This is a genomic window from Actinoplanes sp. NPDC051411 (assembly GCF_040682075.1).
GTDB lineage: Bacteria > Actinomycetota > Actinomycetes > Mycobacteriales > Micromonosporaceae > Actinoplanes.
Map to the genome: position 1 here is coordinate 1 of NZ_JBFBAD010000143.1, position 24,457 is coordinate 24,457.

Annotated in this window: 26 protein-coding genes and 1 pseudogene; 16 read left to right on the forward strand and 11 right to left on the reverse strand. The window is 68.9% G+C overall.

From position 1 onward, the window contains the following. The 4 genes from AB0M88_RS44980 to AB0M88_RS44995 form a co-directional block, all read right to left on the reverse strand. On the reverse strand, positions 1-197 hold a 197-nt coding region (locus tag AB0M88_RS44980), incomplete at its 3' end, for a hypothetical protein (protein WP_364112934.1). A gap of 130 nt (positions 198-327) precedes the next feature. Next, the gene (locus AB0M88_RS44985; RefSeq protein WP_364112936.1) at positions 328-513 is read right to left on the reverse strand and encodes a hypothetical protein; all 186 of its coding nucleotides are present in this window, start codon (positions 511-513) and stop codon (positions 328-330) included. A 425-nt stretch (positions 514-938) separates the two neighbouring features. Then, the gene (locus tag AB0M88_RS44990; protein WP_364112938.1) at positions 939-2,447 is read right to left on the reverse strand and encodes a hypothetical protein; all 1,509 of its coding nucleotides are present in this window, start codon (positions 2,445-2,447) and stop codon (positions 939-941) included. A gap of 183 nt (positions 2,448-2,630) precedes the next feature. Beyond that, entirely contained in the window at positions 2,631-2,987 is a 357-nt protein-coding gene (locus AB0M88_RS44995) for a hypothetical protein (RefSeq protein ID WP_364112940.1), read from the reverse strand. 311 nt (positions 2,988-3,298) lie between these two features. On the opposite strand from AB0M88_RS44995, the gene AB0M88_RS45000 reads away from it, so the two are divergent. Further along, on the forward strand, positions 3,299-4,006 hold the full coding sequence (locus AB0M88_RS45000; protein ID WP_364112942.1) for a DinB family protein: 708 nt from the start codon (positions 3,299-3,301) through the stop codon (positions 4,004-4,006). Between the two features lie 277 nt (positions 4,007-4,283). Here the strand turns inward: AB0M88_RS45000 and AB0M88_RS45005 are convergent. Next, a pseudogene (locus tag AB0M88_RS45005) lies at positions 4,284-4,502 on the reverse strand (DUF6069 family protein); the annotation flags it as partial. A 72-nt stretch (positions 4,503-4,574) separates the two neighbouring features. Between AB0M88_RS45005 and AB0M88_RS45010 the strand changes: the two are divergent. Beyond that, a complete protein-coding gene (locus AB0M88_RS45010; protein ID WP_364112980.1) occupies positions 4,575-5,303 on the forward strand; it encodes a dienelactone hydrolase family protein in 729 nt (242 codons plus the stop codon). Between the two features lie 189 nt (positions 5,304-5,492). On the opposite strand, the gene AB0M88_RS45015 is transcribed toward AB0M88_RS45010, so the two are convergent. The 6 genes from AB0M88_RS45015 to AB0M88_RS45040 form a co-directional block, all read right to left on the reverse strand. Further along, positions 5,493-6,155: a maleylpyruvate isomerase family mycothiol-dependent enzyme gene (locus tag AB0M88_RS45015; protein ID WP_364112943.1), complete on the reverse strand. Its 663-nt coding sequence runs from the start codon at positions 6,153-6,155 to the stop codon at positions 5,493-5,495. Then, positions 6,115-6,555 (reverse strand): MarR family winged helix-turn-helix transcriptional regulator, encoded by a 441-nt coding sequence (locus AB0M88_RS45020; RefSeq protein ID WP_364112945.1) that lies wholly within the window; start codon positions 6,553-6,555, stop codon positions 6,115-6,117. The genes AB0M88_RS45015 and AB0M88_RS45020 overlap by 41 nt, the downstream gene beginning before the upstream one ends. A 456-nt stretch (positions 6,556-7,011) precedes the next feature. Further along, entirely contained in the window at positions 7,012-9,711 is a 2,700-nt protein-coding gene (locus tag AB0M88_RS45025; protein ID WP_364112947.1) for a fibronectin type III domain-containing protein, read from the reverse strand. A gap of 242 nt (positions 9,712-9,953) precedes the next feature. Then, positions 9,954-10,469, reverse strand: a complete 516-nt coding sequence (locus AB0M88_RS45030) for an endonuclease V (RefSeq protein WP_364112949.1) — start codon at positions 10,467-10,469, stop codon at positions 9,954-9,956. Between the two features lie 78 nt (positions 10,470-10,547). Continuing rightward, positions 10,548-11,243: a VOC family protein gene (locus AB0M88_RS45035; RefSeq protein ID WP_364112951.1), complete on the reverse strand. Its 696-nt coding sequence runs from the start codon at positions 11,241-11,243 to the stop codon at positions 10,548-10,550. Between the two features lie 129 nt (positions 11,244-11,372). Then, positions 11,373-11,924, reverse strand: coding sequence for a hypothetical protein (locus AB0M88_RS45040; RefSeq protein WP_364112953.1), 552 nt, complete (start codon positions 11,922-11,924; stop codon positions 11,373-11,375). Between the two features lie 426 nt (positions 11,925-12,350). On the opposite strand from AB0M88_RS45040, the gene AB0M88_RS45045 reads away from it, so the two are divergent. The 14 genes from AB0M88_RS45045 to AB0M88_RS45110 all read left to right on the forward strand — a co-directional run bounded on the left by AB0M88_RS45045 (position 12,351) and on the right by AB0M88_RS45110 (position 24,343). Continuing rightward, the gene (locus tag AB0M88_RS45045; RefSeq protein WP_364112954.1) at positions 12,351-12,938 is read left to right on the forward strand and encodes an amino acid synthesis family protein; all 588 of its coding nucleotides are present in this window, start codon (positions 12,351-12,353) and stop codon (positions 12,936-12,938) included. Between the two features lie 3 nt (positions 12,939-12,941). After that, positions 12,942-14,141, forward strand: a complete 1,200-nt coding sequence (locus AB0M88_RS45050; RefSeq protein WP_364112956.1) for an amidohydrolase family protein — start codon at positions 12,942-12,944, stop codon at positions 14,139-14,141. A gap of 81 nt (positions 14,142-14,222) precedes the next feature. After that, a complete protein-coding gene (locus AB0M88_RS45055; RefSeq protein WP_364112958.1) occupies positions 14,223-14,432 on the forward strand; it encodes a ferredoxin in 210 nt (69 codons plus the stop codon). Continuing rightward, entirely contained in the window at positions 14,429-15,616 is a 1,188-nt protein-coding gene (locus AB0M88_RS45060) for an FAD-dependent oxidoreductase (RefSeq protein WP_364112960.1), read from the forward strand. Before AB0M88_RS45055 ends, AB0M88_RS45060 begins: the two co-directional genes overlap by 4 nt. Positions 15,617-15,668: 52 nt before the next feature. After that, positions 15,669-16,808 (forward strand): alpha/beta fold hydrolase, encoded by a 1,140-nt coding sequence (locus tag AB0M88_RS45065; protein ID WP_364112962.1) that lies wholly within the window; start codon positions 15,669-15,671, stop codon positions 16,806-16,808. A gap of 31 nt (positions 16,809-16,839) precedes the next feature. Further along, positions 16,840-17,091 (forward strand): hypothetical protein, encoded by a 252-nt coding sequence (locus tag AB0M88_RS45070; protein WP_364112964.1) that lies wholly within the window; start codon positions 16,840-16,842, stop codon positions 17,089-17,091. Next, positions 17,091-17,933 (forward strand): hypothetical protein, encoded by an 843-nt coding sequence (locus AB0M88_RS45075; protein WP_364112966.1) that lies wholly within the window; start codon positions 17,091-17,093, stop codon positions 17,931-17,933. The genes AB0M88_RS45070 and AB0M88_RS45075 overlap by 1 nt, the downstream gene beginning before the upstream one ends. A 36-nt stretch (positions 17,934-17,969) precedes the next feature. Beyond that, complete coding sequence (locus tag AB0M88_RS45080; RefSeq protein ID WP_364112968.1) at positions 17,970-19,016, forward strand: dihydrodipicolinate synthase family protein; 1,047 nt, start codon at positions 17,970-17,972, stop codon at positions 19,014-19,016. A gap of 4 nt (positions 19,017-19,020) precedes the next feature. Further along, on the forward strand, positions 19,021-20,337 hold the full coding sequence (locus tag AB0M88_RS45085) for an aromatic ring-hydroxylating dioxygenase subunit alpha (protein ID WP_364112970.1): 1,317 nt from the start codon (positions 19,021-19,023) through the stop codon (positions 20,335-20,337). Beyond that, positions 20,337-20,852, forward strand: a complete 516-nt coding sequence (locus AB0M88_RS45090; protein ID WP_364112972.1) for a 3-phenylpropionate/cinnamic acid dioxygenase subunit beta — start codon at positions 20,337-20,339, stop codon at positions 20,850-20,852. Before AB0M88_RS45085 ends, AB0M88_RS45090 begins: the two co-directional genes overlap by 1 nt. An 11-nt stretch (positions 20,853-20,863) precedes the next feature. Continuing rightward, positions 20,864-21,139: a hypothetical protein gene (locus tag AB0M88_RS45095; protein WP_364112974.1), complete on the forward strand. Its 276-nt coding sequence runs from the start codon at positions 20,864-20,866 to the stop codon at positions 21,137-21,139. Continuing rightward, entirely contained in the window at positions 21,136-21,927 is a 792-nt protein-coding gene (locus tag AB0M88_RS45100; protein WP_364112976.1) for an SDR family NAD(P)-dependent oxidoreductase, read from the forward strand. The genes AB0M88_RS45095 and AB0M88_RS45100 overlap by 4 nt, the downstream gene beginning before the upstream one ends. 31 nt (positions 21,928-21,958) lie before the next feature. Further along, the gene (locus tag AB0M88_RS45105) at positions 21,959-23,341 is read left to right on the forward strand and encodes an aldehyde dehydrogenase family protein (protein WP_364112978.1); all 1,383 of its coding nucleotides are present in this window, start codon (positions 21,959-21,961) and stop codon (positions 23,339-23,341) included. Positions 23,342-23,545: 204 nt separating this feature from the next. Beyond that, on the forward strand, positions 23,546-24,343 hold the full coding sequence (locus AB0M88_RS45110; RefSeq protein ID WP_364112979.1) for an alpha/beta fold hydrolase: 798 nt from the start codon (positions 23,546-23,548) through the stop codon (positions 24,341-24,343). Positions 24,344-24,457 lie beyond the last annotated feature (114 nt).

Genomic DNA, 24,457 nt, shown 5'->3' on the forward strand with positions numbered 1-24,457 from the left:
CCCGCCGAACACGAAGCCCTACACGCGATGACCCAACCGGTCACCGCAACCCCAAAACCAACTAACAAACTCTCCATCAAACCCGGGGCTTGACAGATGTCCTTCTTGGGCTTTGCCTGATCGACGAAGAAGACGGTGTCGTCGACGGCCTTGCTGCTGGCCGCCGCCTTGCCTTCAGTCGGCTTCCACGCCAACACGAGATGGGCGTCTTGATGGACCCGGGCAAAGCATGATCAGGTCGCGACAGCAACCTGCTCAACGGCTCGTATCCACAACCTCGCACGAGTACGTCCTTCGGTTCGGTCTGTGTCCCGTGCGCTGCACCCGTCATACTCTTCGGCCAGCCGGTGCGTAGAGCAACTGGTCCGGCAGTCCGGCGAGTTCGTCGAACCAGACGTCGAACGACAACCCTTCGGCCTGGTCCGACTCGCACAACATGACGGCCGCTCCGATGCCGTCCGCACGCCATGCGCCTGGATCATCCAGCAGCGCCGCCGCATCACCGCGGGCCAAGACCAAATACTGGCCGCGCTCTGTTGCTCTTGTCCGCCAATCCACGTCGTACTCGTAACGGACGACCTCGTCCGATCGGACCTTCGTTGCCCAGGAGACGGCTATGCACTCGATCAGCCCGCACTCGAACCAGCGTCCAAGGATCTGCCGGCAATCGGCGGCAGCCCACGGCCCGTGTACGACCGTCCGTCCGTGACCCAAGTAATCCGTGACTTGGTGCGTAATCTCGCACAGCGGCGCCTCTTCCGCGCGCGCATTTCGGGCAAAGTATTCGACGTCGGTACCACGTCTTGCATCGACATTCGCACGACACGCTCAACTCGGCAGAAGTGAGCATCCTCGACGAGCTACGGGAGCAGGTGCGCATCGCCCAAGGCCGCGACCGGCCCGCACCACCGCGGCTCGACGATTCGACGCCCGCCCGGTCAACGAATGCGGCCACCCAGGGCAGCGGCTTTGCGCAGCAGAGGTTGACCAAACTGCCGGTTGCCATGGGCGTCGATAAGCTCGGCGTGCTCGGTCAGGCAGTCACGGAGCAGTCGAGCCGACTCGTCCCGGTCCGGCGGTGGGACGGAACCGTTCGACCTGCGCTCCTCATCCATCGCGTGGAGCAGCGCGTCGATGCTATCGATGTTCGAGGCAGCAAGATCCAGCGCCAGGGGTATTCCGGACGGCTGTTCCGACTCGGTCACCAGAACCCGACAACACTCGAGGACGAGACGCACCCAGGTGATACGCCACCGGAGTATCTGGTCACCTCCGATCGGGTTCTCACGCAGACCGACGGCGAATAGGTAATGGGCTTCCAGCCCTATCCGCAGCCCCTCCCGGACTGCCACCGGCAGGAGCTCAATACTGATGCCTGCCAATTTGGCCGCGTACTCCGGGAGCCGCTGCGGCTCGCAGAGCCGACTGATCCTGAAGGTTCGCGAGTCGGGCGCGCCGGTGAGGCATTCGGGCAGGCCGGCCAGGACAGGGTCGCCCACCCGCTTGGCGGCGGCGCGCAGCGCCATCGCCAGCGTCAACGGTGGCGCCTCCGCCTGCGCCTGGTCCCACGCCTGGATTTCCACCATCGTGGCACCGGGGTCCAGCCTGCGACTCTCGGTGAGGCACTCGACGGCCGCCTCGGAACTGCCTTGCATCCCGGTGGCCTCGAGGTGCAGTCCCTGGATCGCCAACGCACTGGCCAGCCGCGTTCGGTCAGCCGCGGATCCGCCGGCCTGCGCGGCCTCGCGGGCCGCTCCGACCAGGCATTCGTCGGCGCTGACGGCGTCGTCCAGACGCCCGACGCGGGCCAGCAGGGCGGACGCCGCCTTGGCGATCTTGCCCATCACGGCCGCGTCCCAGCCCGGCTTGCCATATTGGCCGACATAGAACCGAAACGCATTATCAGCCGCGGCACCCGCCAGGGTCGGATCGCCGTACGCCATCAGGACGGACGCCTGGTTAATCAGCGCCAGGGAAAACTCCGACGCGAGTTCGGCGTCGTCGTCCGACTCGTCACCAGACTCACCCAGCAACGGCAAATAGGCACCCAACGCGCTGTCCAACAGTACGACCGCGGCCGCACCGCTTCCCCGCCGGGCCGTCAACGCACCCGCCACCGCGTCGACATTCGCGAGTTCTCGCCTGATGTCCAGCCCGTATCGGCTGGCCAGATCGTGGCAGACCTGCACTCGCTCATCCAGGACACGGACGGCCCGCTCAGGATCTTCTCTGGCTAACAGCAGGTTGCTGACCCTGCGCAGGACCAAAGCTCGAGAGACCTGCGGCCGGGCGTCGGCTGGGTCCGCCGCGGCGAGCTCACCCAGGACGGCCAGTACCTCATCCAGGCACGCCAGCGCGTCGTCGTACTGACCGCCGGTGATCAGTTCCTCGGCCTGAACACCGAGCGTGTGGCAACGCTTCTCCAACTTGCGTGTCGCCCGGCTCATGGCCGCCTCCCCCGTCCCGGTCCCAGCCGCCTCATAGCACTAGGCCCTCAACGCGCAAAGGGCGCATCCGCGCGAAGCTCCTATGCAGACTCCCAGAGGACGCCGGGCCGCGCTAGTACCCGGGCTTCGGCAGCCGGCAGCAGGTCATTGGAGGGTTCCCGGCTTCCGCCGCTTGCGTCGCCGTCACGCTGGATAGCCCGCTGATCCGGGGATGTGAAACTTCGACCCGGCACGCTCTAAAGTATGGATCAGGCGCGCATTGATTACGTGCGAGGCGGTGGAGACATGCGACCGCACCTGCCGTCCGTCGAAGCGATTTGGCCGGCTCACGTAGTCGGCCGGCGAGTGGGCCAATAGCTGGTCGATGACGCAAGCCGACCACGACCGACAACCGCCGGGTACGGTTGAGGGTTGGTAGCAGCGGGTCTCCTGCAACCAGCGCACATAGCGTTCGATCTCGGCCCGGCCCAGGTTCAGCGGATCAAGTGCCTGACCGGTGCACCAAGTCAGGAACACCTTGAGGTCAGAGCCGGTGTGCACCCGGGACTCACCGCGGTACCGGGCCCAGATATGCGGCCACCGCTGCGTGCAGCACACGCTCGTTGACGACGACAGCAGGCTGATCCGAAACAGAAGAGGTAGTCATAACTCACGGTGCGTCACCGCCAGCAAGAGCGCCAACGCCCTCGACGTGGCAGAAGCGGCTGCCCGCTTCTCACGGTCGGTGCCCATGACGGAGCCAGCACGCGAAGCGACATGAAGGTCGACTGGCGGCGCCCTGTTTCTGTCATACCCGGGCGTTAACCTCCGCTGCGACGGCGACATTGGGAGGCGTAATGGCAAGGCAAGAGGTGACAACGTTCGTCGATGAGGACCTGCGTGGTGCGCGGTTCGAGCGGTCGATGCTCGTGGGCGCGAAGATCCGCGGCGGCGATGTGCGGGGGCTCGAGATCGATGCGCCGTGGCTGAGAGGCGGCACCTTGACGGTCAACGGCGTCGACGTCGTTCCGTTCGTCGAGGCCCAGCTCAACCAGCGGTTCCCCGGGCGCAGCCTCCGGCACGCCACCGACCCGGCTGGCCTGCGGAAAGCATGGGCTTCGGTGGAGCGGGCCTGGGCTGATGCTGTGGACCGGGTTCGCTTGATGGCGGGGGGCAGCGTGGACTTCTCGGTTGACGGCGAGTGGTCTTTCGCGCAGACCCTGCGTCACCTCGTGTTCGCCACCGATGCGTGGCTCGGCAAGTCGATCCTGCGGCTGCCGCACCCGTTCCATCCCCTGGGGCAACCGCACGCCGAATACGAGACCGACGGTTATGACATGTCCCTGTTCGCCATGGAGCGACCGGCTTTCGCCGACGTGCTCGAGGTGCGCGCGGAGCGACAAGCCATGGTCCGTGAGTTCCTCGCGACCGTCACACCTCAGCTGCTGGCCGAGCCCCGGCCGACCGCGTGGTCTCCGGAGCACGAGGAGCCCGTTCTGCACGGCCTCAACGTGATACTCAACGAAGAGTGGGAGCATCTCCGCTTCGCGCTGCGTGACCTCGACGCCCAGGCCGACTAACCAGACGCGACCACCGGCACGGCCGCCCGCCTCACGACCTGCCGTTGGAGACACCGCCTATGGCACCCTTGATCGCCCATCCGCTTCTCGGCAGATCCGCGCATTCGAGCTCTGAATCGCTTCATGATCGCTTGAACGCAGAGTGAATGAGCTCTGCAGCAGTCGTCGGCATCGCGGGGCGGTCGTGATCTATGGGTGGTGTCGGTTCTCACGAACATCACGTCACCTGGCGGTGGTGATGTAGCGCCGAAAGTCGCGGACATCTGGTGCCCAAACTTCATGGGATCTCTATCTGGCCCCGGTCTTGCCCGTTCTTGTCGATGTACCGGTTCCCGGCAGGTCTGCTGCGTAATGCCGGCAGCCCGAAGATCAGCGCCGCGCCGACGCTCAGGTGGATGCCGAGCAGCGTCCGGCGGCGGCTCCGTCCGGCGCCGCTGCCCAGCGGGCCGGCCGGTGACAGGAGCAGAACGAGCGACGCGATGATCTGGAACGTCCGGGCCGGCGTTCTGCCAGCGGCAGAACAGCTGTCCGATCAGGCTCGGCGATCACTACTGTCCCGCCCATGACGATGACGACGGTTGTCACCCGCACGGTCGAGTACCCGGCCGACGGTCTGACGATGATCGGGCACCTCGCGGTCCCGGCCGGCGACGGCCCCCGGCCCGGGGTGCTGCTCGGGCCGGAAGGCCCCGGGCTCAGCGACGTCGAGCGCCGCCGGGCCGATGCGCTTGCCGAGCTGGGATACGTGGCTCTGGCTTTTGACATCCACGGCGGACGCCACCTGACCGACCCCCAGCAGATGCTGGCTCGCTGCATGCCGCTGCTCGCCGACCCCGCCCGGATGCGGGAGATCGGCCACGCGGCGCTCGAGGTGTTGCTGGCCGAACCGCGCACCGACCCCGACCGGATCGCCGCCATCGGCTACGGCACCGGAGGCGGCATCGCGCTGGAACTCGGGCGCGACGGCGTCGACCTGCGCGCGATCGGAACAGTCAACGCTCTGATGACCGGCCGGCCCGGCGAGGCGCAGCGGATCCGCTGCCCGGTGTGGGCCGCAGTCGGGTCGGAAGACCCGATCATGCCGGCTGCGCAACGAGACGCGTTCACCGCCGAGATGCAGGCCGCAGGCGTCGATTGGCGGTTGGTGGTCTACGGCGGCGCCGGGCACGCCTTCCACCACCCGATGCCGGACGACGCGCATGTGCTCCCCGGCGTCGGCTACCACCGCCGCCACGCGCAACGGAACTGGCGTGACGTCGTCAACCTGCTCACCGAGTGCGTACCCGTCACGGTTTGATTGGGCCGGCGACCGCCGTTGCAGGCCCGTACAGCGCGGGCCGGCACAGGGATCCGCCTCGGTGACCGGATCGCGGCATGAGCGTGCGACGAAGCGGCCGGAGGTTTGTCACTCCGTCACGCCGTAAATTTGGCTCAAACCCAGGAGATGGTGTCCGACGACCGGCGGATCGCCGGCTGGCGCACGTGCTCAGCGCGGCAGATCAGTGTGCCCGGCGAGGCGGCTCGCAAGTGGATGCAGGCCCGGTCCTCGGAGGTCGGCAACGGCGGCGAGTCGCCCGGCGGCGGCCATCGCCAAGGCCTCGATGGTGCCGTGTACCTCAGGGCCGCTTCCGGAGACCCAGTCGGTATCCGTTGCGGCCATGGTGATCCCGCGCAGCCGGTCCGCCGGGCAGAGTGCGGGGGTCGCTTCGGGCGAGACGAGGTAGTCCAGCAGGGTGCGCCAGTGCTCGATGGGCACGTCGACGGCCAAGCCCAGTGGTCTGGCCATGTCACGCAGGTGGATACAGGTCTCGGCGAACGGTCCCATCGGGCCGATTCGTGCGGGGCTCACCTTGTCGGCGGCGTGTTCACGCAGAAGGGCGATGAGCTGTGGCGGGGGCCTGCGAGCAAGTCGTCGGGTGAAGTGGTCGACGGTCCTGTCGGTGTTACCGCGGTAGCGCATCGCGGCAAGGAAGAACCGGGGAAAGCTGACGAGCATGGGCTGAACGAGGTGCGCAGCCATGTGATGCACGGTCCATCCCGAACACAGTGTCGGCGCGTCCCAGTCGGCGTTGTCGAGCGAGGCGAGGACATCCGCGATCATCGACCGGTTACGGCTGGTCCAGCTGTAGATCTCCTGCTCGCTGACCATTCGCGTCTCCCGTCTGATGATTGTGGAGATGAAGTGCTCGCCGGCGTACGTCACGGTTCAGGGCCTGCAAAACCTTGACCGCAGCTGCGATCTCCTGAACGGTGCAGTCCTGGGCCATTCCCGATAGGTGTTGCAGTTCATCTTCGCCGACTTTGTTGATCAGGTCGGAGCCGGTTTCGGTGAGTGTGATGAGCACCGACCGCCGGTGCTCGGGATTGGTGCGGCTCTCGACGTGGCCCCGCTCGATCAGATCGTTGACGTGACGCTGCACGCCCTGCCGGGCCAGGTCCAAGCGTTCGCCGATGGCCGGGACGGTAGCGGGTCCGTGCTGGGCGAGCACTTCGAGGACGGCTCTCATTCCTACGGTCAGGCCCGAGGGCTTCAGCGATGCCTCAACCACCCGGGCGGAGTTGAGTACGAGGGGCCGGACCTGCTGGAGTACCTCATAGAGTCGGGAACCCCGATCTCGCGACATGACAACAATGATGTCATATACGGAGCCTCGCAGCCAGCTCACGCCCGTCCGCTCATCGGCTAGATCCGCGCGCTTCCGCGGAGTGCGCTCGTAGCGGGTGGTGCACGCAGCTGATTACCTACCGGGGATGCCGCCTTGGGCACTTACGGCAGGGCGACCGCGAGTGTCCGGACGGGATCACTGCCGGCGATTCGGCTCTTGGCCAGAAGTTTCTGGTCGGCCGCGTAGGTTTCCTCGGCGATCTGGCGTACGGCTCGGGCGGCTGTCCACCGCAGGTTCGGTGTGACTCAGATGTGGCATGCGCCCTGCCGGTCACCGCGGCGTGGAGTGGCTCAAGAAGGGACGACCGGATGGATCATGGTCACCCCCGGGTGGGCCGGTTCACCTGCTCGTGGTCACGACCGCCGTGGGGTGCGGGCCGCTCCAGCGGCCCATGGCGTCGCCTGCCTCGATCGCGATGGTGTGCCGGGTGCCCGAGGCGAGCCCGGTGACCGTGTACGTGGTTCCCGTCGTGGTGACGGTCGTGGAGATCGGGGTGAAGTCGCCCGTGCCGACCGGCACTTCGTCGACCAGCACCCGGTAGCCGATCACGCCCTTGTCGTCACGGGCCGCCGGCCAGCTCACCGTGACGCTCGTCGGGCTGATCGCGTGCATCCTCAATGGAGGGTGCGGCGAGGACCAGGTGGGCGCGCCGGTGTCGTACGGCGGCAGGGTGGTCGCTTGTGCGGTCGCCGGATAGGCGGTGCTGTTGCCGGTCGCGTCCACGGCGCTCAACCCGAACCTGTACGTGGTACCGGCAGTCAGGCCGGTCGCGACGAAGCTGGTCGTCGTGCCGTCGACCCGCCCGATGGGCCGGCCGTTCGCGGTGACGACGTAGCCGGCCACGCCGTAGTTGTCCGTCGCCGCCTGCCAGGTCAGATTCACCCAGGTGTACCCGGCCGACCCAGGCACCACGGAGAGCGTGCCGGTGGCGACCGGCGCCATGTCGTCACGGGTGCCCACGGTCGTCGCGGTGGCCGGCAGGGCGCGACTCGGGTTGCCGGTGGCGTCGACCGCCTGCACCGCGAAGGCGTACCGCAGGGCCGGGGCCAGCCCGGTCACCGTGACGCCGGTCGCGCCGGCGGGCGCGGTCGCTACCACGGCGCCGGCGCGCAGGACCCGGTAGCCGGCGACCGCGACGGTGTCCGAGGCCGTCGGCCAGCCCAGCGTCGCCGACGTGCCGGTCTCGGCGGTGACCGTCACCGCCGCGCCCGCCGGCCAGCGCGGCCCGGACGCGGCGTTGGCCGACACCGCGTCGGTTGTGGTGGTCCCGATGAAGGAGAGCCCGGTCGAGTTGCTGATGACCCACGGGTCGGGAGTGTTGTCGAAGGTCACGTCGCGGAACGAACTGTCGGCCAGGTAGCTGATCGAAGTCGGCCGGGCGTTGCGCAAGCGCACGTCGGTGAAGTGCAGGTCGCGGTGCTCGGCGCCGGCGACTCCGACGACGTGGATGCTCGGCCCGGCAGTGCCGTCGACGGTCACGTGGTCGACCTCGACATGCTCGAACAGCGCGGGCTTGGCGGCCGGCTCCACCGTGATCGCGGCGTTCGCGTCGTTGTACGCGGAGGTGAAGACGAACGCCTCGGCCGTGGTCGCCTTGATCGCGGTGTCCCGGAACACCACGTTGCGCCCGCCGCCGCCGTTGGTGGGCACGGTCTTCATCCGCAGGCCCACGTCGGTGCCGTTGATCACGTTGTTCTCGGCGATGATGTTCTGGATCCACGCCCCGGTGTGGCTGCCCAGCACGACGGCTCCGTGGCCGCGGGCGAAGTAGTTGTTGAAGATCCAGGCGTCCTGGGACGGCGGGTCGTTGCTCGCCGCCGCGCCGAGGCCGGCGGCGAAGTTCATGCAGTCGTCTCCGGTGTTGAACACGGTGTTCATGACGGTCAGGCCGCGGCTGTTGATCCACTCCACGCCGTCGCCGTTGTTGACGTCGAGCGTCTGAATATTCACCCCGTCGACGGTGACGTCCTTGTCGCGGATCAGCGACATGGTGTGGTTGGACGGGTTCTGCGCGGTGAAGCCGCCGAGGTAGGCGCGGGTCACCCCGCGCAGCGTGATCAGGTTGGAACGGGTCGGATACGGCGACGGGCTGCCCAGCGCCGCGGCCTCGACGACCTGGGCGGCGGCCAGCACGCCGGTGCTCGACACCGTCGACGCGCTGCCCTTGGCGTACAGCGGGTTGCCGTCGGCGTCCACGCCGGTCTGCTTCCAGCCGTTGCCGTCGATCGTGCCGGGCCCGACGATGCGGATGTCGTGCAGGCTGCCGTAGTCGTACGTGTGGGCGTTGATCAGGGAGTAGAACCGCTCGTCGGTGGAGTATTGGTAGAGCAGGTAGTGGTAGGGATAGTCCTCGGCCCGGTCGGAGCCGAGCAGCCGGCCACCCGACGCGACCTGCAGGGTCATGTCACTGTGCAGCCAGATCGCCCCGGTCTTGAAAGTGCCGGCCGGCACGAGCACCTTGCAGCCGCCACGGCAGGCATCGATGGCACTCTGGATCGCGACCGTGTTCAGCGTCGTGCCGTCGCCCACCGCGCCGTAGTCGACGACGTTGTATACCTTCAGCGGCGCGGCGGTGGACTGCTCGACTGTGGCGCTGGCCGCCGACTCGGTGCCGTTGGCATAGAGTGCCCGCACCGAGAACCGGTATCTGGTGCTCGGCCGCAGCCCGTGCGCGGTGTAGCTGGTCGTGGCGATGCGCACCTGCGCGCCGTTGCCCGGATCGGCGTAGAACCGCTTGATGTAGCCGCTCGCCGGCCCGGCCGCCGCCTGCCCGGCCGTGCCGACCGGCACGCCGTCCCGGTAGACCCGGTAATCCACGACGCCGCTCGCGCCCGGCGGGGGCTGCCACGCCAACGTGACGCTTTCGTCGTCGTAGGCCAGGGCGGGCACCCGAAGGCCGCGCGGCGCTGCCCCTTGACCGCCGGCGGCTCGGGCGGCCGCGCCGGAGGTGACCGCGGCGGCGACCGTGACCGCGACGACGAGCGCGGGCAGGCCCCTGCCACGGGCAGACCCCAGCGCGCCTGAACCCCACCGGGCCATGCTGCCTCCTTGATCCGACGTGCCACTCAGGTACTCCAAACTGCACCGGCAAGCGCTTTCCCGCAAGAGGCGCGGCGCGATTGGTCGTGTTTGCGTGAAGTCGGGCTCCCGACCATCGACTACACGGGATCTGCCTCGGTCCGAGCGGTTTCGAGACGTCTGGCTGAGGCCCGCAGTGCCCTGGCCAGGGCCACATCGGCAACACGGTCCCCGCGTAACCTCACCGGCAAAGTCGGAGGTGGTTAATCAGCCGCCGTCGTTTGGTCAACCACTCGGGACAGGCGGTCGACGCGTCGCAGTGCGTCAGGTAGCCGGTGTGGACCCGTCATGGCTGCCACCAGGTTGGCGGCGTGTTCGAGACTGAGGCCGGCGGCGGTGACGTACAACGGTCGCGTGGCGACGCCGCGGCGCACGACCGCGGCGTGCGTAGCGGTGCGGAAGGCGGTCTTGGCCACCCCGATCACCGCTATGCCGGTCTCGTCGTGCACGTGAGCCCCCAGACCCGGCCGCCCGTCGGAGTCCAGATCGACATAGCCGTCCACGATCAACAGGCCAAGATCCCGCACGCCGTCCAGGACAGCCCGCGTCGGCGGCAGCTCACGGCGAAAGAACGAGCCGGGCTCGTACGCAGTGACGTACGCAAGCCAGGCCACGCGTTCGTCGACCACCGTGGCGAACGTGGGATCGTCAGCAACCACCAGAGCGGCTCGCGCACCACCGGACGGCGGGTAGTACACGTCGACCGCGCCGTATCGCATCAAGATCTCCGCAGGTCGACCGTCCGGGGGCGGCAGCGTTCGTCATGGGGAACGGCGTTGCGCTGCCGTCGCGTTCCTTCAAGCCTCTGGTGGCGTACTTCCCGGATCTGGTCGGGTTGCTGTGCGGTGGCTGAGCCAGGGACCCAGTCCTTGCGCGTCGTCGGTGGCGATGAACGCCGCGGGAGCGTTGATCAGTGCCTCTTCGGTGTGCGCGAGGCAGCCCCACACCGTCGATCCCCACGGGTCGGCCAGCTTCACTTCCGCCGGGAGCGGACAGGGACTGCCGTCGGCCTCGCCGATCTGGCACGAGGAGGGCGCACCGCCGCGGCGGCTGACCGCCTCCGCCGCCTCCCTGAGCAAGGAGAAACGGGCCCGCGGCTCGGTGGGCCGCGTTGTGTGGCCGGCGGCGGCGGATCGCTGGCCGGCCAGCACGACGTTGCCGTCCGGGTCACGGGTCCGGATCTCGCCGCCGGGGGCGTGTTCGGGCTGGCCGACCAGCTCATGGGGATGGCCGGTGCTGTTCAGCCGCTCACGGAGGGCAGCCAGGTCGGTCACGTAAAGGTAGATCAACAGGGGTAGCTCGGCCTGAATCAACGGCGGCTGTACGCATGCCAGCAGCAATGTCTGCTCGCCGGCCTGCAGGTATGACCAGCGAGCGTCACCGTCACGACCGGACTGCAGCGGCGCATATCCGAACAGCGCGTAGAACTGTTCGGCCGATTCGACGCTGCGCACGTACAACACCGGCACGGCCGCCTGCACCCCGATCTGCATGCCGGAAAGGTATCCCAGCCGTACGCGCCAGGCATAGCTGCGAGGAACCGATGAGTCGTTCGAAGGACACGGTCGTGTGACGGGCAGCTCGTCGTGGCCCGACCGGCCGGAAAGCCGTCGGGCGGCAGGTCAGGTGCCCGAGCCCGCCGTCGGTGTCGTCGTGGCGCTCGGGTCCGGCGTGGTGGAGTCGGTCGGTTCGGGCGTTGGGGTGTCGCTCGGTGCCGGGGCCGGGGTGCTGCTCGACGGGGCCGGTGCCGGTTTGGTCCTGGTGGCCTCGATGTGGGCGGCCGTGTAGACGCTGCCGGTGCGGGTTCCGGTGATGGTGATCCGGTACCCGGCGGCAAGGGCGGCCAGTGTTTTGCGGGCACCGTTGAGCTGAATCCGGCTGGAGGCGGGCACGGTGATGGTCATGGTTTTGCCCTTGACGTCCTTGGTCCCGGCTTTCGCCGCGACGGTGACCGTACCGGCGGTGGTGTCGAGCGCGGCAACGGTGCCGTTGGCGCTGAACGCCGCCTTAACGGGCTTGGCCGGTTTGACCGGCTTGGTGGGCTTGGTGCTCGCCTTGTTGGTTGTGGGGGAGGCCGCCGGTTTGGCGGCCAGGGCTGCGGTGGTCACGGTGGTGGCGGGAACGGTGACCGCAGCCGCGAGAACGGCGGCGACGGCGATGGGGCGTAGACGCACGAGCACACTCCTTGCAGCGATCGGGGAGATCCCCAAGACTGCGCTGTGCCGGGTGCGGACCGGTTGCGGTTCCGGGTGCGAAACGGTTGCGAGGCCGAGCGTGGCCCGCCGACATGCCACCTCCGGCGATGAACAGGGCGCCGCTCCAACGACATCGCGGGCCAGTCGGTCGGCGACCTCGGAACTCGGGTGTGCTGCTCAAGGGCGACGTTGAGGATGATGAAGACCTTCTCCTCGGTCGTGCCGCGGCGATCCGGCCGGTTGCCGGAGACGGGAGCCGGCATCGCTGTTTCCCCGGGGCGGGTCAGCCGGCGTGCGCGGGCCCAATACACCCGAACGGGGACTGTGTGACGACACGGCCGTTCCTAGGGTTCTCCTCATCGCCGGCGCGCCGGCAGCAGGAAGACCCGTCATGGAGGAAGCGCCGTGAGCTCACTGGCTGTCCGAAGAACTTTCGCCCAGATCGAAGAAGTTCGGTCCGTTGCCGGCCGAAGCGACGCTGACGGTCCGCTCCGGAAAGTCGCGGTCTGCGCGGTGGTGAACAATCCGTTGGCCGGCCGTGGTTACGTCGCCGACCTGTCGGAGATCGTCGAGGCGTCGCGGGAGATCGGCACTCTGCTCGGCGAGGAGGCGGTGCGCCTGCTCGGTGCGGCACCGCAGAGCTACGGCAAGGGTGGGGTCGTCGGCACGGGCGGCGAGCAGGAGCACGTCAACGCCGCACTGACCTCGGCCTTCGGTGACGCCCTGCGGAAGGCGATCGGCGGTGGCAAGGCGTGGATCACGTCGGTCACGAAGGCAGGCGCGCCCGGAACCACCATCGACGTACCGCTGGCGTTCAAGGACGAGATCTGGGTCCGAAGCCACTACGACGCGATCACCGTGCACCTCGCGGACGCACCGGGCCCCGACGAGCTGGTGATCATCGCGGCGGTCGCCAACCGCGGCCGCCTGAACGCCCGCGTCGGCGGTCTGACCGTCGCCGAGGCGACCGCCCACGACTCGGACGGGGCGTGACCGTTGACCAGCATCGCCATTGTCGGCGGTGGCACCGTCCTGTCCGGTGACTACCAGCGGCCCGTCATCGCGGATGCCGACACCGTGCTCGCCGTCGACGGTCTGATCACCGCGGTCGGCCGTCAAGAGGATCTGGCCGAGCGGGTGGCGGCCAGCGAGGTCGTGATCGACGCGCTGGGCGCCACGATCGCCCCAGGTCTGATCGACTCGCACTGCCACGTGGTGCTCGGCGACTACACGCCCCGGCAGAAGACCGTCGACTTCCTGGCCAGCTACGTGCACGGCGGTATCACCAGCGTGGTGTCACCGGGCGAGATCCACGCCCCGGGACGGCCGCACGATGCCGTCGGGGTCAAGGCTCTGGCCATCGCCGCCCGGTCCTGTTTCGCCAACTTCCGGCCCGGCGGGATGACGGTGCATGCCGGGGCCGTCGTCCTGGAACCGTGTCTGACCGACCGTGACTTCGCCGAACTCGAGCAGGCCGGAGTCCGCCTCGCGAAGTTCGGGTTCGGCCTCTACGAGAACCCGGCGGACGGGTACGACCAGATACGCGCGGCCCAGCGCCACGGCATCACGGTGATGTGCCACTCCGGCGGCGCGAGCATTCCCGGCAGCCAGCCGATCACCCCGGAGCACCTGCTGCACCTCGCCCCCGACGTCTGCGGTCACATCAACGGCGGCCCCACGTCGCTGCCGGCGGCCGGGGTGGACACCATCATCGAAGAGACCGCGATGGCCTTGCAGCTGGTGCAGGCCGGCAATCTCCGGTCGGCGGTGCGGATCATCGAGAAGTGCCAGGCGGAAGACCGGTTCGACCGCGTCGTGATCGGCTCCGACACGCCGACCGGAACCGGGGTCATGCCGCTCGGCGTCATCAAGACGGTCGCCGAGCTCTCCTCCCTGTCCGGCATCGACGCGGCCCGGGTCTGGGCCGCCGCCACCGGCAACAACGCCCGCGTCTGGGACCTGCCGGCCGGTTTCCTGCGGGCCGGATCGGCGGCCGACGTCATCGTGATGGACGCGCCGTGGGGATCCACCGCCACCGACGCGCTCGGGGCGCTGTCCATCGGCGACATTCCCGGAATCACCGCGGTCGTCACCGGCGGCGTGCTGCGCAACCTGACCAGTCGCAACACCCCCCGAGCGGCACGCCTCGTCCGGGTCGAGCCCGACATGCCGCACCTGGCCGCCACCGGCCACTGAGGACCGATCTGTGGGACCGCTGTGCGACCGATTCTGTGCGACCGATTCTGTGCGACCGATTCTGTGAGGAGGAAGTGGGCCATGCCCCTCCATGTGACCTTCGACCCGGCGAAGTGCCAGGGCTATGCCAACTGCCTCATCGAGGCTCCGGAGATCTGGGACTTCGACGAAGACCAGAACCGGGCGGTCCTGCGCCTGACCGTCGTCGACGACCGGCTTCGGGCGAAGGCGGAGTCGTCCGCGCGGTGCTGCCCGGCGCAGGCCATCCGGGTCGAGGAGCCGGGGCCGTGAGGCGCATCGTCGTGGTCGGCGGTTCGCTGGCGGGAGTCAGCGCGCTGGAGGAACTCCGGGCGCGTGGCTTCGACGGCGAGCTCGTGCTCGTCGGCGCGGAGCGCCACCTGCCCTACACCCGCCCGCCGCTGTCCAAGGAGGCGCTGACCGGCGAGGTGCGGCACGGGCCGTTGGCGTTGCGGGAGTCGGGCTGGTACGACGATCACCACGTCACCCTGCGACTCGGGCATGCCGCGACGGGGCTGGACAGCCGGGAACGCGTGGTCGTGCTCGACGACGGCACGACCGTCGGCTATGACGGTCTGGTCATCGCGACCGGCTCGTCGCCGCGCCGATCCGCGCTGACCTCGACCCTCGTCAACGCGCTCGAACTGCGGAACCTGGACGACGCCGAGCGGCTGGTCCGAGCACTGCGAGGTGCCCGGCACCTGGTCGTCATCGGCGCCGGGTTCATCGGCATGGAGGCGGCGGCCACCGCGCGGGGACTCGGCGTCGAGGTGACGGTGGTCGATGTCGCCGCCTCCCCGATGAACCGGGCCTTCGGCTCGGCGGTCGGGCAGTGGTTCCAGCGGCGGCACCAGGAGCACGGCGTCCGGGTCCTCTGTTCCACGGCCGTCGAACGGATCGAGGAGTCGAGCCACCGCACGCTGGTGCGGCTGGCCGGCGGCGAGACCTTGGCCGCCGACGCGTTGCTCGTGGCCGTCGGGGCGACCGCCACCACCGCCTGGCTGGCCGGGTCGGGATTGCCGGTCGGTGACGGGATCCTCTGCGAACCGAGCCTGGCGACCGAGATCCCCGGCGTCGTGGCCGCCGGCGACGTCGCCCGATGGCACAACGGAACGTTCGGTGAGCCGATGCGTATCGAGCACTGGACCAACGCCGTCGAACAGGGCCGCCACGCGGCGGCCACCCTGCTCGGCGATCCACGCCCCTTCACTTCCGTGCCGTACTTCTGGACGGACCAGTACGACGCGAAGCTGCGCTGCGTCGGCCGGCCGTCGTCCGGGGACGACGTGGAGATTCTGGCCGAGAGCGGACGCACGCTCGTCGCGGTGTTCGGCCGCGGGGGCGTGGTGAGCGGCGCCGTGTGCGTCAACGCCCCGCGCCGGCTCGCCGCTCTGCGCCAGGCAATCGCCGAGCGCGCACCCTTCCCCGACGTGGTCGCCGGGACCCTTGCCCCCTGACATCCAGTACCACCGCACGCCCGGTACTGCCGCTTCTCACCGAAGGACTCAGATGACGACCATCGACAACCACGACGCCCTGTCGATCATTGAGCTGTTCCCACAAGACGAGGACTGGTCGCTGCAGACGATGCGGCTGCTCGCCCAGGTCGCCGTGGGTGGCGCAGATCTGTTCGAGTGTGCCCGGACGGCTGCCCGCATCGGCCCGACGACCACCGACGGCGAGGTCTGGCAGCGCGAATGGAGCCGTACGGCCGAGGAGGTCGCCGCGGCGGGTGAGGCGGCGCTCGAGCGCGGCGACATCACCACCGCCCGCCGGGCCCTGCAGCGCTCGTGCAGCTACTGGCGGCATTCGGAGTTCTTCCTGCCGTCCTTCGACCCGCGCCGCGAGCAGGCGTACACGAACGGCACGACCAACTTCCAGAAGGCGGCCGAACTCACCGACGGGCTCATCGAACGCATCCGGGTCCCCTTCGAGGGTGTCACCATGGACGGCTACTTCGTGCGAGCCGACAACTCGGGTACGCCCCGGCCGACGGTGCTGTTCCTGGGCGGCGCCGACTCCTGGGCCGAGGAGCTCTATTTCCTCGGTGGAACCGAGTTTCCCGCCCGCGGGGTGAACGTCGTCATGGTCGACACCCCGGGACGCGGCAGCTCCCTGCGCTTCAAGCAGCTCTACAGCCGGCCGGACTACGAGGTCCCCGTCGCGGCCATTCTGGACTTCCTTCAGCAGCGCCCGGAGGTCGACGCCGACCGCATCGGACTCGCCGGCGTCAGCTTCGGTGGCTACTACGCTCCCCGGGCCGCGGCCTTCGAGCCGCGCGTGAAGGCGGTCGCCGCCTGGTGCGGCACCTGGAGCATCCTCACCGACTTCTACGAGTTCTACCCGCCCCTGCAGCAGCAGCTGCAGTGGCTGACCGGCTCCAAGGACGACGCCGAGGCGCGCCGCAAGCTCGCCGAGTTCACGCTCGACGGGGTCGCCGACAAGCTGAGCATCCCGGTCTACGTGATGCACGGCACCGACGACATCATCATGGACATCGCCGGGGCGCGCCGCTTCGTCAGCGCGCTGACCAGCGACGACGTGACCGTCGACATCTACGACGGGGCCGGCTCGCTGCACTGCAGCTATGACTACTTCTCGGTGGCGACCGCACGCCTGGCGGACTGGTTCGTCCACCGGCTCGGCTGAATTCCCCGGACCACAGGATGGTGGTGATCACATGTACGCCGTTCATCGACTGCTCTGGGACATCCGCCGGAACCCGGAGGTCAAAGGGCGCTTCCGGTCGGACCCCGACACCGTGCTCGACGACTACGCCATCGACGGCGAGTACCGCACGTGGATGAGGAACCTCGACTTCAAATCGATGTACGAGCACGGCGTCAACCCGTACCTGCTGTATTTCTGCGCGATCCAGTTGGAGGTGGACCGCGCGGCGTACTACGCGCAGATCCGAGGAGGGAAGCCCTGATGACCACGAACGGCCGGATCGTCGGTGCCTTCGCCGCTTCCCACTCACCCGGCATCACCGGGTGGCCGGAGCGGGCCCCGCAGCACGCCCGGGTGGCAGTGGAGAACGCGTTCGCCGACGTGCGCCGCCGCGTCGAGCAGCTCGAGCCGGACGCCGTGATCGCGGTGTCGGTCGAGCACTTCACCAACTTCCACCTCGGCAACCTGCCCGCGTTCGCCATCGCCACCGGCGACTCGTACCTCGGGCCCGCGACCCCGGAGATGGCGGCCTTCCTCGACGTCGAGCAGCATCACTACCCGGGCGCCGCCGCCCTGGGCCGCCACCTGTACGCCGCGGCACTCGGCGCGGAATTCGACCCGGCGCTGGTCGAGGGCGGGCTGGAGTTCGACGAGAACTTCTGCGTCCCGCTCAAGCACCTCGACCCCGAATCCCGGTACCCGCTGGTTCCGGTGATCGTGAACGGCGTCAACCCGCCGTGGCCGACGCCGAAGCGCTGCTACGACTTCGGAAGGATGATCCGCCGGGCGGTCGAGGACCAGTCCGGTGCGGAGCGGGTCGTCGTACTCGCCACCGGCGGACTGTCGCACTGGGTAGGTCTTCCCGGGGCCGGCGACATCAACGAGGAATTCGACCGTGACTTCATCGCCCGGCTGGAGTCGGGCGATCGGGAGCGATTGACGGCGTACACCCGCGAGGAGATCGACCGGGCCGGCAACGGCGCCCACGAGATCCGAACCTGGCTCGTCGCCGCGGGGGCGGCCGGAGTCGGTTTCGACGTCCTCGCCTACGAGCCGGTTTCCGCCTGGCTCACCGGAACCGGGGTCGCGGCCGCCCGGCTGTGACCGCTGCCCCCATCACAACGACAAATTGGAGTTCGAATGAGCAAGCTGCCCAAGGTCACCGGTCGCGACATGCGCGGCGTGATGGCCTACCCGCCGACCCCGGCGCTGCCCGGCGCGGACCGGGTGGACGCGGTCGACACAGTGGACCTGGCCGAGACCGAGCGGATGATCACGAACCTGATCGGCGACGGTGTCGACGCGATCGCGCTCAACGGCACGCTCGGCGAGATGGCCACCCTCACCCTCGAGGAGTGGAAGGCCTTCGCCGCCTGCGTCGCCGAGACGGCGCGCGGCATCGACCCCGACTTTCCCATCTTCATCGGCACCACCACCCTGAACACGCGCGACACCGTCTCCCGGATGCGGTACCTGGCCGACCTGGGCATCACCGGCACGCTGCTCGGCCGGCCGATGTGGGGCGAGATGGTCGCGCCGGTGATGGAGCGCTTCTACCGTGACGTCGCCACCGCCGTACCCGAGCTGGCGATCGTGGTCTACGACAACACCGCCGCCTTCCGCGGCATCATCCCGCGCCGGGTGTACCGGACGCTGGTCGAGCTTCCCCAGGTGGTGGCGGTCAAGTACGCCGGCGGTGCGTCGGTCGGTTTCCGTTACCACAACGACATGGCGCACACCGGGACCCGCTTTCCGCTGATGTCGATCGAGACCGACTGGTTCCCGGCGTGGCAGATGTACGGGGAGGAGCTCGTCGGCATGGCCTGGTCGTCGACCACCGCGATGGGCCCCGGACCGGTGCTGGAGCTGCGGGACGCCCTTCAGCAGGGGCGGATGGAGGACGCCCGCTGGCTGACCGAGCGGTTGCGCTGGGCGCACGAGCCGTTCCTGGTCGGGCAGGACTTCATGGAGTTCGCCAAGTACAACATCCCCCTGGAGAAGATCCGGGTGAACGGCGCCGGCTACATCAACGTCGGCAAGTGCCGTCCGCCGTACACCGAGGACCTGGTTCCGCGGGAACATGTCGCCACCACCGCCGAGCACGTGCAGCGCTACCAGCAGATCCGGGTCGAGATCGAGCAGCGTTTCGGCAAGCGCGCCGCGAAGCCGGCAGCGAACCAGGTGTGACGCGATGACCCCGCGCCCAGACTCCCAGTCCCTCGCCACGTGGGTCGAGCGAACCCGCGCCGGCATCGCCGACGGCCGCTTCCCGGCCCGGGCCTTCAACGATCAGGCTGTCTACGACCTGGAACAGCAGGAGCTCTTCGCCAAGGCGTGGTGCTTTCTCGCCCACGAGAGCGAGATCCCCGAGGCCGGGGACTATGTGACCAGGTCCATCGGCAACAACAACCTCATCGTCGCCCGGGACGAGAACGGCGTGATCCACGCCAGCCTGAACATGTGCCGGCACCGCGGCAACGTTATGTGCAAGGCGGAGATGGGCAACGCCTCCCATTTCCGCTGTTCCTACCACGGCTGGACCTACAAGAACTCCGGCGAGCTGGTGGGCGTGCCGTACCTGAAAGAGGGTTACGAGGGGCGGCTCAGGCGTACGGACTGGGGTCTGGTCCGGGTCCGGGTGGACTCCTACGAGGGTCTGGTGTTCGGGTGCCTGGACCCGGAGGCGCCCTCGCTCGAGGAGTACCTCGGTGGCTTCCAGTTCTACCTGGACCTTTACCTGAAGCACGGGCTCGGCGGCGTCGAGGTCCACGGACCACCGGACCACTGGCTCGCGGACACCGACTGGAAAATCTGCGCCGAGAACTTCGCCGGCGACGGCTACCACACGCCGGTCGCCCACCAGTGGGGCTTCCACCTCGGCTACTTCCCGTCCTCGGGCTCGACCCACAGTCAGGGCTGGGCGGTCAACATCCCCGGGAAGGGCCACGGAATCGGGCTCGGCCACAGCCCCAACTTCCCGCCGTTCGCCGGTTTCCCCGACGAACTGGTGGCGGAGATGAAGGAGGCCCTCAGCGTGGAGCAGGCCGAGGTCTTCGCCCGTACGCGGACAGCGGTCGGAACCGTCTTCCCGAACCTCTCCTTCCTCATGCAGCCGTTCAGCGTGACGCCTGGGGAAACCGGAGTCCGCTTCGTCACGATGCGGCTCTACCACCCGGTGGGCCCGGGCCGGATGGAGATGTACTCCTGGTGCCTGGTTCCCCGCAACGCCTCCGCGGAGTACAAGACCGAGGCGTACCGCGCCTACACGCTGGCGTTCGGGCAGGCCGGCACGTTCGAGCAGGACGACTTCGAGAACTGGACCAAGGTCACCCAGAGCGCGGGGATGACGATGGTCCGCGACGTCGACTTCCCGTACGCCATGGGCATGCAAAGCCATCCGGACCCGGAGTTCCCGGGCCCCGGCAACGCCGTCGTCCCGTACGTCAACGACACCAACTTCCGGAACCTGTGGAGCCGGTGGGGCGACTACCTGGCCGGGGAGGCCTGATGGGCACGAGCCGCGTCGACCGGGACACCGTCGGCGAGATCGTGGAGTTCATGTACCGGGAGACCATGGCGCTCGACGAACGCCGCTTCCGGGACTGGCTGGCCATGCTGGCCGACGACATCCGGTACGAGGCGCCGGTGCGGGTGAACCGGGAGGGCCTCGCCGCCTGGGAGCTCTCGCCGACGTCACGGATCTTCGACGACGACCGGCAGACCCTGGAGATCCGGGTGCAACGGCTGGAGACCGATTTCGCCTGGGCCGAGCAGCCGCCCTCCCGGACCCGGCACTTCGTGACCAACGTGCTGGTCGACGAGGGCGAGAACCCGGACGAGTACCGGGTCTCGTCGAACTGCTTCATCTACCGCAGCCGTGGTACGAACCCGGACCCGAGCTGCTACTCGCTCGCCCGCAAGGACATCGTCCGCCTCACCTCGGCCGGATGGCGGCTCGCCCGCCGGTGGGTGGCCTTCGATCAGGCGCTCATCAACGCCCACAACCTGTCCATCCTGGTTTAGCGAGGTATGACGTGGACGAGATCACCCAGCAGCCCGGCATCGACCGTCCGCCGCTCGGCGACGTCGCCGACTACCCGCGGGACTCGAACGACGGCCCCATCGTGATCGCCAACGAGTTCGCTGACGTGGTGGTCCGGAAGGTCGAGACCCGCAACGGCATGCGACTGGACATCTGGTCGCCGCGCCGGGGCACCCGGATCCGGCTCGACGCGGTCGCCCTCGACTGCCTCAGTTTCCAGGAGCCGGAGCTGATCTCGGAGCTGTTGTCGAGGCGGCCCGCACCATGAGCCCGCGCCTGAGCGGCCTCAGCATGCTGGTGATCGGAGCGGGCTCCGGCATCGGCCGGGCGACCGCGCTGGCCTACCTGGGGGAGGGCGCGACCGTCACCGCGATCGAGCGCGACCCGGAACATGCCGCCGGGCTACGCCAGGCCGGCGCGGACCGGCCGTTGCACGTCGTGGAGGGGGACGCGACCGCGCCGGAGATCGTCGCGACCGCGGTCGAGGCCGCGGTCGCGGCCGGCGGCCGTCTGGACCAGCTCACCTGTTGTGTCGGTGTCTTCGACCATTACGTGTCCGTTCGCGAGCTTGGAATGCCGCAGTTGATCGCGGCCGCCGAGGAGATCTGGCGGGTGAACGTCCTCAGCGCCCTGGTCGCGGTCGGCACGGCATGGCCGCGGCTGCGGGACAGCCGGGGATCGGTGACGCTCACGCTGTCGGAGTCGGCCTTTCACCCGGTCGGCGGGGGAGTGCTCTACGGGAGTTCGAAGTGGGCGCTGCGCGGCGTCGTGCAACACCTGTCCGCCGACCTCGCCCCGCAGGTGCGGGTCAACGGGGTGGCCCCGGGCGGCACCGCGGGCACCCGCTTCTCCGGGCTGAGGGCGCTCGGCCAGCAGGAGCGCACCGTCGACTCCCGGGCCGGCCGGGAGGAGCGCATCGCGGCCGGCACCAGCCTCAAGATCACTCCGACTCCGGAGGACCACGCCGGGGCCTTCGTCTATCTGGCCGACCCGCGGGCGGCCCGGGCCGTCACGGGCGTCGTCATCAACAGCGACGGCGGCCGCGACCCGTCCTGACCCGTCCCGACCAGACCACCAGGAGCGAATCATGGCACGCCTCCGCAGCGTCAATCCGGCCACGGGCACCGAGCTCGCCACATTCGAGGACGACAGCGACGACACCGTCGACCGCAAACTCGCCATCGCCCGCGGGGCGGTCACCGGCCTGGCGTACGCCGGGCTGCCTCGGCGCGCCCAATGGATGCGTGCCGCGGCCGACCTCCTCGAATCGGAGCTCGACGAGGTCGCCCGGAACATCACCCGCGAAATGGGCAAGCCGGTCGCTCAGTCCCGGGCCGAGGTGGCGAAGTCCGCCCACACCATGCGTTACTACGCCGACCACGCCCAGACCTTCCTGACCGGTCGCTCCCTCGACGACCCGTCGGTGGTGGGAGCCTCGGCCGCCGGCACACGATTCGAGCCGCTCGGCGTCGTACTCGCCGTGATGCCCTGGAACTACCCGATCTGGCAGGTCGTCCGGTTCGCGGCGCCCGCTCTCATGGCCGGCAACGCCGCCGTGCTCAAGCACGCGTCCAACGTGCCGCAGACGGCCGTCTACCTCGGTGATCTCTTCACCCGGGCCGGCTTCCCCGAGGGAGCGTTCGGGACGCTCCTGATCGGCTCGTCCCGGGTCGCCCGGGTCATCCGGGATCCCCGGGTCGCGGCGGTCACGCTGACCGGTTCGGAGAGTGCCGGACGGGCCGTCGCGGCCACCGCGGGCGACGTACTGAAGAAGGTCGTGCTCGAGCTCGGCGGCTCGGACGCCTTCATCGTGATGCCCTCCGCGGACATCGATGCCGCCGCCGCGAGCGCGGTCAAGGCCCGCACACTCAACAACGGTCAGGCGTGCATCAACGCCAAGCGGTTCATCGTGCACGACGACGTCTACGACGAGTTCGCCGGAAAGTTCGCCGCCGGGTTGAAGTCCCTGACCGTCGGCGATCCCGCGGACCCCACGACCGACATCGGCCCACTGGCGACCGAGTCCGGCCGCTCCGACCTCGAGGAGCTCGTGGCGGACGCCCGCGCCAAGGGAGCCCAGATCGTCGTCGGCGGCCGGCGACCGGGGCAAGCGCACGGCTGGTTCTACGCGCCCACCCTGATCGCGGGGATCACCGAGGACATGCGGCTGTTCGCCGAGGAGGCGTTCGGTCCGGTGGCCTCGCTGTACCGCGTGGCCTCGCTCACCGACGCGCTCGCCCTGGCGAACGGCATCGATTTCGGGCTGGGCGCGGCCTTCTGGAGTGCCGATCAGGACGAGATCGACGTCGCTGTCCGCCTCCTGCAATCAGGTGCCGTTTTCGTCAACGGCCTGGCGACCTCCTACGCGGAGCTTCCTTTCGGCGGTGTCAAGCGGTCCGGCTACGGCCGCGAGTTGTCGGTGGAAGGCATCCGCGAGTTCTGCAATCTCAAAACGGTCTGGGTGGCCTGAACGATTTCGGTTCAAACGACCAGGCGACTTCAACGATTTATTGACCCACGGTCCGAGACGGTCACAGTTGCGCCCGGATGCCGTAGGGGAGTCCCGAGAGTACCCGTTCGTGGACTGGCCCGCGAACTAGTCGGAGTCGATGTTATTCATCATTAATCCAACGCTGGAGGCTGAACAGCAGTGATCGAAAAAAGTGATTACGAGGTGGACGGGATCCATGTGCAACGGACCGACCCGGAGCACCGCACGCACGCGGCACCACTGCTGCTGGTGCACGGCGGTTGCCACGGCGCCTGGTGCTGGGACCACTACGGTGCCTACTTCGCCGGCCACGGATGGCAGACTCACGCACTGAGCTGGCGTGGCCACGGGCGATCGGCGCCGCTGCCGGAGCAGGACGCGGTGCGCCGGCCCCTGGAGGACGTCGCCGCCGACATCGAGACCGTCGCGGCCAAGCTGGACACCCCGCCGGTCATCATCGCCCACAGCATGGGCTCGCTGGCCGCCCTGAAGTACGTGGAACGCCATCCCCACTCCGGCCTGGTGCTGCTGACGCCGGCCGCGCCCGGTGAGGTTTCACCCCCGCCGATCGACGTCCCGTTCGATCTGGCGTCGATGTGGGGGCCGCCGCCGTTCGAGATCTCCCGCCAACTGTTCTTCGGCGGAAACGACGACGACGAGGCGCGGGCCTATTACGAGATGCTGGTCGCCGAATCGCCGAGGGCGGTCGAGCAAGCGGTCGGCGACAATCGCGTCAGCATCGATCCGGTGAAGATATCCGGGCCGATTCTCATGGTGTCCGGCGAGCTCGACCAGTTGACGCCGGCCCCCGATGTCCGTCGGATGGCGGATTTCCTGGGCGCCGATTATCACTACGGACACGGCTTCAGTCACGGCGTGACGCTCGACCCGAATTGGGAGCGGCTGGCGCATGTCGTGCAGACCTGGCTGGTCTCCCACGCGATTCCGGTGCCCGGGGAAGTTTCCCGAGCGGCGGCCTGACCCGTGCGGCCGGGGGGGGGGCGCCCCCGCGCGGGGGCGAACCCCCCGGGCGCGCCGCGGGGGGTGCCACCCGGGGTGAGCCGGGGCCGCGCCCGGGGGGGACACACCCAACAA

Excerpts from the sequence above, each read along its gene's own strand:
- AB0M88_RS44990 (WP_364112938.1), bottom strand. The coding sequence starts at position 2,447 with ATGAGCCGGGCGACACGCAAGTTGGAGAAGCGTTGCCACACGCTCGGT.
- AB0M88_RS45010 (WP_364112980.1), top strand. The coding sequence starts at position 4,575 with ATGACGACGGTTGTCACCCGCACGGTCGAGTACCCGGCCGACGGTCTG.
- AB0M88_RS45015 (WP_364112943.1), bottom strand. The coding sequence starts at position 6,155 with ATGGTCAGCGAGCAGGAGATCTACAGCTGGACCAGCCGTAACCGGTCG.
- AB0M88_RS45025 (WP_364112947.1), bottom strand. The coding sequence starts at position 9,711 with ATGGCCCGGTGGGGTTCAGGCGCGCTGGGGTCTGCCCGTGGCAGGGGC.
- AB0M88_RS45030 (WP_364112949.1), bottom strand. The coding sequence starts at position 10,469 with ATGCGATACGGCGCGGTCGACGTGTACTACCCGCCGTCCGGTGGTGCG.
- AB0M88_RS45035 (WP_364112951.1), bottom strand. The coding sequence starts at position 11,243 with ATGCAGATCGGGGTGCAGGCGGCCGTGCCGGTGTTGTACGTGCGCAGC.
- AB0M88_RS45055 (WP_364112958.1), top strand. The coding sequence starts at position 14,223 with ATGCCCCTCCATGTGACCTTCGACCCGGCGAAGTGCCAGGGCTATGCC.
- AB0M88_RS45065 (WP_364112962.1), top strand. The coding sequence starts at position 15,669 with ATGACGACCATCGACAACCACGACGCCCTGTCGATCATTGAGCTGTTC.
- AB0M88_RS45070 (WP_364112964.1), top strand. The coding sequence starts at position 16,840 with ATGTACGCCGTTCATCGACTGCTCTGGGACATCCGCCGGAACCCGGAG.
- AB0M88_RS45075 (WP_364112966.1), top strand. The coding sequence starts at position 17,091 with ATGACCACGAACGGCCGGATCGTCGGTGCCTTCGCCGCTTCCCACTCA.
- AB0M88_RS45080 (WP_364112968.1), top strand. The coding sequence starts at position 17,970 with ATGAGCAAGCTGCCCAAGGTCACCGGTCGCGACATGCGCGGCGTGATG.
- AB0M88_RS45085 (WP_364112970.1), top strand. The coding sequence starts at position 19,021 with ATGACCCCGCGCCCAGACTCCCAGTCCCTCGCCACGTGGGTCGAGCGA.
- AB0M88_RS45090 (WP_364112972.1), top strand. The coding sequence starts at position 20,337 with ATGGGCACGAGCCGCGTCGACCGGGACACCGTCGGCGAGATCGTGGAG.
- AB0M88_RS45100 (WP_364112976.1), top strand. The coding sequence starts at position 21,136 with ATGAGCCCGCGCCTGAGCGGCCTCAGCATGCTGGTGATCGGAGCGGGC.
- AB0M88_RS45105 (WP_364112978.1), top strand. The coding sequence starts at position 21,959 with ATGGCACGCCTCCGCAGCGTCAATCCGGCCACGGGCACCGAGCTCGCC.